Source organism: Clostridiaceae bacterium (assembly GCA_012840395.1).
GTDB lineage: Bacteria > Bacillota > Clostridia > Acetivibrionales > DULL01 > DULL01.
Genome location: DULL01000088.1, coordinates 1 through 11,018, shown reverse-complemented (window position 1 = coordinate 11,018; position 11,018 = coordinate 1). Strand labels below are relative to the sequence as shown.

Sequence of the window (11,018 nt, the reverse complement as noted above, 5' to 3'; positions counted from 1 at the left end):
TTTTCTGGGATTACTACAAAACCGTAACGGCGTAAACTTGGGAACCGCCTAGTACGGGACCGTAGGCTAGGTGGTGTGAGAGGTCGGTAGGTGAATTAATCACCTACCTCCTACTCGATTATTATTTGATTAACAATAATTTTACCTATTGTACTTTACTTTCTTTTCTGATAGATTGATTAATATCACCTATAATTCTTGTGAAACTATATTAATGTGGGTTATTATAGAAAAAGATATGGTGATGATTTTTTAATATTTGAAAGTATTGAATTTGAAAGAAATTGGTTAAAGAAAATCTTCTACAGCCGAAAATTTTTTTGCTGTTGCAGTATAATAAATATAAAAGTATAGGCAGTAAAAAATGTAGATCTGGAGAAAAAATATGAACAAAAGACTGAATATTGCGCTATCAGCATTATTATTAGTTGTAGTTATTGCCTCTTGTGCAGTTATAATAGGTACGGTAATTAGAAGAAATAAAAGCAATGATGAAGGTATCAGAGGAGAAAATGGAACTCAAAACAGCCAGAATGAGTCTGTTGAAACCAGAGACAGCAATAATAGTAAAAATGATCAGGTAAATTCTGAAACAGCACAGGAAACCGGCGACGATAATGGACAGGATAATTCATCTTCTGACAAAGGTTCTGATAGCGGTGATAATTTAAACGGCCAAAAAGATGATAATCAAAAGAATGATAAATTTAAGGATATTAAGGTAAGAGCACTGTATTTGACCGGCACTTCCGCAGGCAGTAAAGAAATGCTCGAAAGAATAATAAATCTTGCGAAAACTACAGAATTAAATGCTGTAGTTATCGATGTTAAAGAAGCCGGAAAAGTTAATTATAAATCAGATATACTTGAGGTGCGTAATAATAACCTTTTTGTTGAGTACTATGATCCGGACTATGTTATTAAAAAATTACACGATAATGATATTTATGTTATAGGTAGAATCGTTTGCTTTAGGGATGACGGCCTGGCTAGAAAACGTGCCGACCTGGCTGTGAAAAAGCCTGACGGAAGTATATGGTATGAAGGAAAAATGGGTGCATGGACCAATCCCTATAGCAAAGAAGTATGGGAATACAATGTTAAAATTGCCAAAGAAGCTATTGAAAAAGGTTTTGATGAAATCCAGTTTGATTATGTAAGATTCCCGGCTACAAGAAAAGGTGAAGTGTTTTATGGAAATAATCTTCCTACTCGGGTTGATGCAATATGCGGTTTCCTGGAATATTCAGTCAGTGAGTTAAAGAAGGAAAAAGATATAGTAATATCAGCAGATATATTTGGTATTGTTTGTGAAAGCATACCTGACGGGGAAGCAATAGGACAAGACCTCGAAAGGATAGGAATGGCTATAGATTATATATGTCCCATGGTATATCCTTCTCACTATGCAAATGCATCTAATGGCCCAATGGGAAATGGAGTGGGCCAGAGCATAAACGGTATTTTATTTACTGCTCCTGATCTAAAGCCCTATGAAGTGGTATATAATACCCTGGTTAAAGCAAAAAACAGGATTGCTGCAGTGGATGGATATAAGTCTAAGGTCAGGCCATATTTGCAGGATTTTACCGCATCCTATCTATATGAAGGATACTATCAGAAATATGGGGCAGAGCAGGTAAGACAACAAATTCAGGCAGTTTATGATGCAGGTTATGAGGAATGGATACTGTGGAGCGGAGCCAATAATTACTCCTGGGGAGCATTTAAGAAAAAATAGTCTGATAAATGTCTAAAAATCTTTATTTATATTATATTTAAAATTATATTTTACTATTTTATTCAAAGATAAGATATTGGATATTTTATACAATAAAAGGAAATTATGTAAACAAAATAAATTATATAAATTATAAGTTTAATGGGGGTCAAAATGCTAAAGAGTACATTAAAAAACATAATAGTTGTAGTAACAGTGATGGCACTATTTATGGGATTTTCTTCAGGATGCGGTAAGAAAAAAGCGAAAGAGACCGCACTTGAAAATGAGGAAATTTCTTTCGCAGATGTTCCCAGTGAAACTGGGGATGCATCCGGCAATAATGAAGCCAATAGTCCGGAGAATAGCAATGATCAAAATAACTTAGGTGGTGGGAACAGCTCTGATCCTGAAAATAACAGCAGTACAAACAACGGTGTAATGGAGCAGGAAGCCCGGAACCAGATGCCTATAGGGGCGCCTATTAAAGTTAAGGCACTTTATCTTACAGGATGGGTGGTAGGTAATCCGAGTAGAGTTGAACATTACATAAATTTAGCAAAAACAACAGAGATAAATTCATATGTTATTGATATTAAAGACGATGACGGGTATGTAGGCTATGAGTCACAGATACCTGAAGTAAGAGAACTGGGAGCCTGGAAGTATAAGTATGATGTGGATAAAGTGCTCAAAGCATTTCATGATAATGATATCTATATTATAGGACGCCTGGTATGCTTTAAAGACCCTGTGCTGTCCACAAAAAGGCCGGAATTGGCCGTAAAGCATGTAAATGGCGGACTGTGGAGGGACAATTTTGATCTTACTTGGCTTGACCCCTATAATAAAGATTCCTGGCCATACCTTATAGAAATTGCAAGAGAAGCTGTAAATAGAGGTTTTGATGAGATCCAGTTTGATTATGTTAGGTTTCCCAATGAAGGGAATAAAAAAGCTATGAAATTTATGGATACTGATCAGAAAAAATATGAAGCAATCAATGAATTTCTGGCTTATGCAAAAAAGGAACTTCCAGGTGTAATAATATCTGCAGATGTATTTGGCATTATTTGTGAAAGTCCAGAAGATACAGAAGACATAGGACAGTATCTTGAACTTATAGGTAAGGATATTGATTATATTTCGCCTATGGTTTATCCTTCCCATTATGCATTAGGACAAACTGTCAATAATGTGGTTTTTCCCAAGCCTGATCTTGAGCCATATGGGGTAGTTTACAATAGTTTGGTCAAAGCTGTTGACAGAATTTCAAAGGTGACTGATTATAAGGCAAAAATCCGTCCCTATATTCAGGACTTTACTGCATCGTGGCTTAGAGCGGGTAACTACCAGAAGTATGGGGCAGAACAGGTGAGACAGCAGATACAGGCTGTTTATGATGCAGGCCTTGATGAATGGATTGTATGGGATGCAGAAAATACTTATTCTGAGGATGCATTTCTGAAAGAATAAGGTTAAACCAGGATAGAAAAATTTTTATAGAGTTCATGATTTTTCTAATTTATTTATTGACTTAAGCACATAAAGTGATACAATATATAGTGTCACTTTTTTCTTTTGCACGCAAAGTGATACAATATATAGTGTTACTTTTCTTTTGCACAAAGTGTAGTATACGAACACAAGCATATTATAGAAAATAATGGTATTAACTCAGGAGGCTGATCTATGAAACTATCTGAAAATGCTATCAAAGTTCTCGAAAGAAGGTATCTGGCAAAAGATGAAAATGGAAAATTATTAGAAAATCCTGAAGATATGTTCAGAAGAGTAGCCAAGGCAATAGCCCAAGCTGATGCACCATATGCCGGTCCTGAAGAGTTAGAGGCTATCGAAAAAGAGTTTTTTGAAATGATGACAAACCTTGAGTTTTTACCTAACTCTCCAACTCTGATGAATGCAGGAAGACCGCTAGGACAACTTAGCGCCTGTTTTGTGCTTCCTATTGAGGATTCAATGGAAGGTATTTTTGAAACAATAAAAAATGCCGCCCTCATACATAAAAGCGGAGGTGGAACAGGTTTCAGTTTTTCAAGGCTGAGGCCGAAAGGATCTGCCGTTAATTCTACCGGCGGTGTCGCCAGTGGCCCCATAAGCTTCATGAAAGTGTTCAATGCCGCAACAGAAGCAGTTAAGCAGGGAGGCACAAGAAGAGGCGCCAACATGGGCATTTTACGGGTAGATCATCCTGATATACGTGAGTTTATAACCTGCAAGCAGGATAATTCAGATATTACCAATTTTAATATAAGTGTTGCTGTAACAGAAGATTTTATGAAGGCAGTTGAAAAGGGTGAAACCTATTCCTTAATAGATCCCAGAACTGGCAAAGAGGCTGGAAGGGAAGATGCCAGAGAAATTTTTAATATGATAGTTGAAAATGCCTGGAACAACGGTGAACCAGGAATAATATTTATAGACAGGCTTAATAAGGATAATGTAACTCCTGAGCTCGGTGCCATTGAAAGTACCAATCCTTGTATAACCGGAGATTCATGGGTTCTTACAGATCAAGGACCTGTGCAGGTAAAGGATATATTAGGAAAACAAATACATCTGGCTTTGAATGGGTCCTTCCATCAAACAAGCAAGGATGGATTCTTTAAGACTGGTATAAAAAATGTAATCAGAATATCCACTGACCGTGGATATGAACTAAAACTTACAAAAGATCACTTAGTACGTATTGCGGCCAATATATCCCGTTTTGGTATTAAAGAAGAATGGAAGCCGGCAGGAGAATTAAAACCGGGAGACAAGATTGTTTTATCTAATAACAGAGGTATTACATGGAGCGGAAAGGGTAGCTTTAACGATGGCTATCTATTAGGCTTAATGATGGGTGATGGAACTCTTAAAAAAGAAGGAGGCATTATTTCTGTTTGGAGTAATGACGAAGAAGAAGAATCATTAATGAAGGCTGCAGGAGAAGCGGCTTTTACCCTTCCACACCGTTCAGATTTTACAGGTTTTCAAACAACTGTTACAGAAAGGGTAGAAAACCGGATACGGCTTTCAGTATTACGGGATCTAGCTGTGGAATATTCAATATTACCTGGGACAAAAAAGTTGACTCCCAGCATAGAAAAGACAAGCAGTGAATTTTACAGGGGATTTTTAAGAGGTTTCTTTGATAAAGACGGAACTATTTGCGGAACAAGAGAAAAGGGTGTTTCTATAAGGTTATGGCAGAATGATCTTGAATGTTTGAAGGCTATACAGAGAATGCTTCATAGATTGGGTATAGCTTCACAAATATATACCAATTGTAAAGAAACAGGCTTTAAGTCTATGCCGGATGGAAATGTTAATTATAAAGATTATGAAGTTAAGACAGGCCATGAACTTGTCATTTCCCAGGATAACTTATTTATTTTTTCTAAGTTGATTGGATTTAGCAGCAGTAGAAAGCAAGGTAAATTGAACGAGATTTTGAAAGACTTTAAACCTGCTTTAAATAGAGAACGCTTTACTGCTGAAATTACTGAAATAAATGAGTTGGGTGAGCAGGAAGTATTTGATGTTCAGGTTCCTGGAGTAAATGCTTTTGATGCAAACGGCATTTATATACATAATTGCGGCGAGCAACCTTTGCTGCCTTATGAGTCATGTAACCTTGGTTCTATAAATCTGAGCATTATGGTTAAAGAACAAGATGGTGTTTTAAGTGTTGATTACGACAAACTCTTAAGTACGGTCAGGAAAGCGGTTCATTTTCTTGATAATGTTATTGATGTAAATAAGTATCCTTTGCCCCAGATTGATGAAATGACGAAAAACACCAGAAAGATAGGTCTTGGAGTTATGGGCTGGGCTGACATGTTATGCAAGCTTGGTATACCATATAATTCCATGGAAGCTATCAATCTTGCGCAGAATGTTATGAAGTTTATCAGAGAGGAATCTCGCAAGGCTTCTATGGAACTGGCGAAGAAGAAGGGAGTGTTCCCGGCCTATGATAAAAGCATTTATAAAGATACCGGGATAAAGGTCAGAAATGCAACTACAACCACTATTGCACCTACCGGGACATTAAGTATTATTGCAGGGGTGTCCAGCGGGATAGAGCCTTTATTCGCTATTACTTATATAAGAAATGTTATGGATAATGATGAACTTGTTGAGGTAAATCCTGTATTTAAAGAAATAGCTATAAAAGAAGGATTCTATTCTGATGAATTGATGCGTAGGATTGCCAGGAAGGGCTCAATAAAGGATTTCGAGGAAATACCTAAAAGAATAAGGGATATATTTGTGACAGCTCATGATGTTTCACCTGAATACCATGTGGAAATGCAGGCGGCTTTCCAAAAGTATACTGACAATGCTGTTTCAAAAACCGTCAACCTGAGCCATGAGGCAACAAAAGAGGATGTAAAAAAAGTCTATGAGCTTGCATATAAGACAGGATGCAAAGGAGTAACAATATACAGGGACGGAAGCAGGGATTCCCAGGTTCTGAACATAGGGAAGGTGAAAGGGAAAGAGGAAAGCAGGAAGACAGAAGAAAAGCCCTGTGAAGGATACTGCCAGACAGTACCAAAGCCAAGGCCAAGACCTGATATCACCACTGGATTTACTGAAAAGGTACGAATTGGCTGTGGAAACTTATACATTACAGTAAATTATGATGATTATGGAATTTGTGAAGTTTTTACAAATACCGGAAGAGCAGGGGGCTGCCCTTCTCAATCCGAAGCCACCAGCAGACTTGTTTCTATTGCTCTTAGAGCAGGAATGGATCCAAAATCATTGGTAGAACAGCTTAAAGGCATCAGATGCCCTTCCACTACAAGGCAAAGAGGGCTGAAGGTATTGTCTTGCCCTGACGCTATAGGAAGACTTATAGAGAAGGTAATGAGGCTGCAAAATGGTGGTGATGAAGAGTTTGCCAATGAAATTAGCGGTATAGACGAACACAGGGTTCAAAGACCTACCGCCAAAGCCCCGATTGAGGAAATATATAATTACCCTGTTGGAGACAGATATCAGGTTGGTGATAGATATCCGATTGGTGACAGGAAGTCAGGGAATATCTTACCTAATATTCTTGGCGAAGAGACAGAAAAAGAATGCTCCTCGAAATGTCCTGAATGTGGCAGGGTTTTAGAGCATGAAGGCGGCTGTGTCATATGCAGAAGCTGTGGTTATTCAAAATGTGGGTAATATCTCTTTATATAAATACAAAATATTTATAACTTTATAAATACTCAAACCTCCGGAAAAAATTGGCTATTAGGTTGGTTTAATGATAGCCAATTTTTTCTTTTTTGTTGAATAACATTTTCAGAACAAGTTCGTGGCGTCTATCCTGTACATTAGTGTGGCCATTTCTGCTCGTGTAATATTGTCAAGAGGCAGAAAATTTCCTTTCAAGTCACCGGTAAATATTGAATGACTTGTTAATTTTAGAATAGAATCATATGACCAGGGATATTTTTTCCTTGTTATGTCCTTATAGGGATTTATAAGACCATTACTGTTTTTATTATCTTCAATATCAGGAAGTTCAAGTATGCGGTCCAGCATTACAGCCATCTCCTGGCGTGATACTGTATCGTCCGGATAGAACTTTCCATCTTCTCTGCCAATTATCAAACCATTTTCTGCTGCAATCTGGATTTCTTTACTTGCCCAATGACCACTTATATCACCGAAGGCCGCTTTGCTTTCATTTACTTGATTTTCTATTTGGTTTTCAGTTGAATTACTATCATTTGTCTTACTTTCAATTGATTTAATTTTAATTCCCTTATATTCAACTGCCTCATATTCAATTGTCCTATTTTCAATTGTCTTGTTTTCAGCTGCCTCATATTCAGTTGTCTTGCTTTTTTCTGTTTTATATTCATATGAAATAATCTCCTCACTTTTGTTTTTTTCCTGCAGTTTTAGAGCACGAACCAGTATAACAGCGGCTTCAGCGCGAGTAAGAGCTGCATTTGGAGCAAAAGAGTTATTTGATATTCCTTTCATCCAACCTTTATCTATGATTGACATTATATAGTCCTGAGCCCAGTGCCCACCAATGTCTCTGTGGGTATATCCATTCAAATATAGCTTATAGTAATCCCAGGTACCATAGGATTCCTGTCCCAGACTCCAGCTTCCTGTTCCTTTTAAATCATATTTTCTTACAAGTTCAAGTTTTGCTCTGATAGATTCCTCATTTTCGTACCAGATGGTATATGTTCCCGCATCAAGCTTCCTGCCCAACACGTAAGGCTTAACGTCATTATTCTTAATTGTAATGACTGCTTTGGCAGAATAACTTGCCTGGTCCAATACAACTTTACCATTATAACTATTGATAAGTTCATCTACCCTGTAATTGCTTATTCCATATCCGCCGTAGCTGGTACCGTTCTTCCAGTACCGGCCATAGAAGGGAATGCCCAGGACAATTTTTTCTTTAGGCACTCTTTCCAGAGCGTATATAATAGATTTCTCCACAAAAGGCAGGCTTGCCACCGGACCCGGATAACCTCCCTGATAATGTTCATCATAAGCCATAATCATTAAGTAATCGCTGAATTTGGCAAGGTTAGCATAGTCATAGGAACCCTGCCAGCCTTTATTTGACCAGTATGGATTAGGGGCTACAGCCACTGCTATGGTCTTTTCAGGGGGCAATATTTCATTTAACATCCTTACAAAGTCCGTATAATCGTTCCGTTCTTTTTCAGTCAAGTTCTCGATATCTACATTAATTCCATCAAGGTCATATGTTTCTATAGCGTTTGCAATTTGTGCGGCAAGATTGGCACGGTTATTTAATGCAGCTTTCCCTTTGATATAATCCCAGTGGTTGCTTAGAAAGGGTACAACTTTAATACCTTTATTGTGCATCTCATTAATAAAGTGTATATCAATAGCATTAAGTACAAGATTCCCATTAAAATCAAGATCAAAATAGTTGGGAGATACCTCATGGAGTGAATTTCTTGTGGCACTTACAAGAGATATATATGAATTTGAGTTTCCAAAATAAATATAGGACATATTAAATTTATGCTCAGAGGCGCTAATGCAGCTTAACCCTGAAGAAAAAACAATTACGCAGGCTAGAGTAAGTGCTACAATTACCTTGAGAATATTTTTATGTCTTAGTAACATTTTTACCCCCACTGAAATAGTTTTCTATTTAATATAGTTTACATAATAAGAATACACGTATATAAAATACATGTATTCTCAGAAAATTTCAATGTAACTTTTTAGAAAATGATTTGATCTGACAGCTGAATTGCTTATACATCACCATTTAAATCTAATGGTTAAAACTCCCGTTGTATCATTAATGCTATATTCATAACTTATGGAATTTAAATCTGGAGTTTCTTTAAATGCACTATTTATTGCAGAATTAATATTGTATATGTTTCTATCATATTTCTCTATCTTCAGGGATATTTCTTCTTTCTTTTCCTGCAGGGCAGTTTTTATACGAGTATAAAAGTCCTCATAGTTGTCAACCACAAGACCGTTATAATAGTAGTAATTGTGTTTAACAGATGTACATGGGGGATACTGGTCTTTATCCCAACTGTGGTCTTTAGACAATTCAAGGTCTGTAACGTTGAAATAATCGTAAGTTAGTTCATCGCTCCCGTCATTAGTTACTGGATCATCCCAGGTAAGGTCCAGGTGATAATAATTGCCCTCTATATTTATTATATTCCAGGCATGATTTTGATTTCTGGACTTTCCTGTAACTATGATACATTCTATACCAAGTCTGTCCATTATTAATTTCATAGCTTCAGAATAGCCTTCACAAACACCTTTTCCGAGTACAAGTATTCCATAGGCTGAATAAGATTCAGGACTGATATTTTTTTTATTAAAGTATGCCGTATCATATCTTGCATTATTTATTATATAGTCGTGAATAGCAAGTTCTTTCTCATAATCGGTCATATCGGGTTTTATAGTTTCCCTTATAATATCATCTACGCGCTGTTCAAGAATTTCCAGATGGGAAAGGGCAGTCTCTTTATCCTTGCTGTATCTGAATTCTAAAATTCCATTGCTGCTATAGGTGCAGCTGTCATAGTACAGGATCTCCGGTGTTTCAAGAACTATTTTATTAATTAGTGAAAAGATACCATCACTTGTTAATCCTGAAATATATTTTGATATATCTATTTTATCTGCCACATTTATTAATGCATTTTTTATAGTATTGTATAAAGAATCTTCCTCTGTTCCATTTTCCTGAGCAGGAGATAGTTCAGTATTTAATCCAAGCATCCGAGCCATATCACTATCAATAACCTGTTTATCTATGAGTATGGATAAAAGGGTTTTACCGGATGGAGATACTGCATTCAAAGAACCATAGGAAATACCTACTATATCATCTTTAATAAGTGAAGCTTTCATAAATCTGGTTGATTCCTCTGCAGTTAATCCTCCTTTTTCATGAAGTGTTGTTAAAGCCACTGACCAGCCTTGACCATCTACAGTATATCCCAGATTTCTGAGTATCATAGTAGCGTATGATCTTCCGTCAATAGGTTTTTTGGGTGAAATTGTGGTAGGGGTGTCTCCCTGGACCATTCCGGTTTTAACAGCATATGCAATGAATTTAACAGCCCATTTTGAAATGTCACCTTTATCTGAATATTTGGCCAGTGCAGACTCTGCCTCGGAATCTGTCATGGACAAAGCCTTTTCTTTATCTCCGAAAATTTTCACAAGGAGGGCGATAGCGGTTTCCCTGTCAACAGTTGCCTGAAGGTCGGGATTATAGGAGTCGGCAGATACTCCGTCATAAAGGCCTAGATCATATAATGCCCTTGCCTGAGCTTCATAAATAAATTCTTGAGAAGCATAAGCATGCAAATTAAAGTATGGTGCAATGTTTAGCAATATGACTGTCAGAATAGAGCATGATATGGAGAACAACCGAGAAGTTTTATTTTTTATTTTCATAGATATACCCCTTAAAATTTATTTAAGCAAATTTTTTATCTTTTTTTAATTATACTTTATTTATTAGAATTTAGCAGGATTTTATTGAACAGTTATTATATTTTCTTAATATAGAATATTCATTATGTTGGCAAAGGCTATACATAAAGTTGAAAATGCAGTAAAAAATAAGATAAAATAAAGTCAACAGGAGAGAAAAAAGGAAAAGGAAAGTTAGTGTAAAATTACTTTGGGAAAAAACCAAAAAATAAAAGATAAGAGTATCTCTCCTGTGATATCATGTAATTTATGAAGAACCACAATAATCACAGAAAAGGAGATACTCTTATGGAACTAA

At 36.6% G+C, this 11,018-nt stretch carries 5 protein-coding genes; 3 read left to right on the top strand and 2 right to left on the bottom strand.

The features are described 5' to 3' along the window. Positions 1 to 385 precede the first annotated feature (385 nt). The 3 genes from GXX20_10045 to GXX20_10035 all read left to right on the top strand — a co-directional run bounded on the left by GXX20_10045 (position 386) and on the right by GXX20_10035 (position 6,910). On the top strand, positions 386 to 1,741 hold the full coding sequence (locus GXX20_10045; GenBank protein ID HHW31994.1) for a GTP-binding protein: 1,356 nt from the start codon (positions 386 to 388) through the stop codon (positions 1,739 to 1,741). A 153-nt stretch (positions 1,742 to 1,894) separates the two neighbouring features. Next, entirely contained in the window at positions 1,895 to 3,196 is a 1,302-nt protein-coding gene (locus GXX20_10040) for a putative glycoside hydrolase (GenBank protein HHW31993.1), read from the top strand. A 216-nt stretch (positions 3,197 to 3,412) separates the two neighbouring features. Beyond that, the gene (locus GXX20_10035; protein HHW31992.1) at positions 3,413 to 6,910 is read left to right on the top strand and encodes a TSCPD domain-containing protein; all 3,498 of its coding nucleotides are present in this window, start codon (positions 3,413 to 3,415) and stop codon (positions 6,908 to 6,910) included. A gap of 120 nt (positions 6,911 to 7,030) precedes the next feature. Here the strand turns inward: GXX20_10035 and GXX20_10030 are convergent, their stop codons facing one another. Beyond that, entirely contained in the window at positions 7,031 to 8,860 is a 1,830-nt protein-coding gene (locus GXX20_10030) for a glycoside hydrolase (GenBank protein HHW31991.1), read from the bottom strand. Between the two features lie 141 nt (positions 8,861 to 9,001). Continuing rightward, positions 9,002 to 10,681 carry a hypothetical protein gene (locus tag GXX20_10025; protein ID HHW31990.1) on the bottom strand — a complete coding sequence of 560 codons (1,680 nt, stop codon included), beginning with the start codon at positions 10,679 to 10,681 and terminating at the stop codon, positions 9,002 to 9,004. Between the last annotated feature and the right edge of the window lie 337 nt (positions 10,682 to 11,018).